The organism is Micromonospora okii, assembly GCF_020884795.1.
Taxonomy (GTDB): Bacteria; Actinomycetota; Actinomycetes; order Mycobacteriales; family Micromonosporaceae; genus Micromonospora; species Micromonospora okii.
The window spans coordinates 1-1,394 of record NZ_BBZF01000002.1; the positions used below are offsets into that span (position 1 = coordinate 1).

Sequence of the window (1,394 nt, forward strand, 5' to 3'; positions counted from 1 at the left end):
GGGGCTGTCTCGCCAACGGTGTTTCCGGCGATCTTGGTTAGTAGGTTTCAGCGGCGGGGAAGCGGTCGCTGAAGGTGATGGCGAAGGCGTTCAACGCGGGTTTCCAGCGCATCGTCCATCGGCTCCTGCCTGCTCCGGTCGGGTCCAGGGACCGGGTCACCAGGTACAGACACTTCAACGCGGCCAGCTCGTTGGGGAAGTGGCCACGGGCCTTCACCGCCCGCCGGTAGCGGGCGTTCAACGACTCGATCGCGTTGGTGGAGCAGATGACGGTGCGGATCTCCAGGTCGTAGTCGAGGAACGGGATGAACTCCGCCCAGGCGTTGTCCCACAAGCGGATCACCGCCGGATACCGGCCGCCCCACTTGTCAGCCAGGTCCTCGAACGCCGCCCGGGCCGCTTGGGCGTTGACCGCCGTGTAGATCGGCTTGATGTCGCGCTTCAACTCGTCCCAGTACCGGCGTGACGTGAGGCGGAACGTGTTGCGGATCAGATGGATGATGCACGTCTGCACCACCGTGCGGGGCCACACGTTCGTGACCACCTCCGGCAGGCCTTTCAACCCGTCGCAGACGAGGAAGAACACGTCCTTCACACCCCGGTTGCGCAGGTCGGTCAGCACGCTCATCCAAAACTTCGCGCCCTCACCACCGGTGCCGGCCCACAGCCCGAGGATGTCCTTCTCCCCGTCGAGGGTGACCCCGATCGCGGCGTAGAACGGCCGGTTGGCGACCTGCCCGTCCCGGACCTTGACCACGATGGCGTCGACGAACACCGCCGCGTAGACCTCGTCGAGCGGGCGGTGGGACCAGTCGGTCATCTCCTCGATCACCTTGTCGGTGATCCGCGAGATCGTCTCCTTGCTGACCGACGCGCCGTAGATCTCGGCGAAGTGAGCGCTGATCTCCCCGGTCGTCAAACCCTTGGCATACAACGACAACACCACCTCGTCGACCCCCGACAACCGGCGCTGCCGCTTACGGACGATCTGCGGCTCGAACGTGCCAGCCCGGTCTCGCGGCACGTCGATCTGCACCGGCCCGTTGGCCTCGGTCAGGACCGTCTTCGACCGGGTGCCGTTGCGGACGTTGCCCGCCCCGGCGCCGGCCTGGTCGTGCTTTTCGTACCCGAGGTGCTCGGTGATCTCCTCGTTCAGCGCAGTCTCCAGGACCGTCTTGGTCAACTGCTTGAGCAGCCCGTCCGGGCCCGTCAACGACAGCCCTTGCTCCTTCGCCGCCCGAACCAGCTCAGCCGCGGCCTTCGCCTCCGCCGACGGCTCGGGCCGCTTCTTACGTCCGGTCTGCTCGTTCAGTGTCGCGGTCATCACGGCACCCTCCTCACCAGGCACAACGCCCGGCAGGTCAGGCCGGAAACACCGTTAAATCCACAGACCC

The 1,394-nt window shown here is 66.1% G+C and carries 1 protein-coding gene; it reads right to left on the bottom strand.

All coding sequences use genetic code 11. The features are described from left to right. Positions 1-37: 37 nt before the first annotated feature. Positions 38-1,324 (bottom strand): IS256 family transposase, encoded by a 1,287-nt coding sequence (locus LPU43_RS00015; protein ID WP_229397531.1) that lies wholly within the window; start codon positions 1,322-1,324, stop codon positions 38-40. Positions 1,325-1,394: the final 70 nt, after the last annotated feature.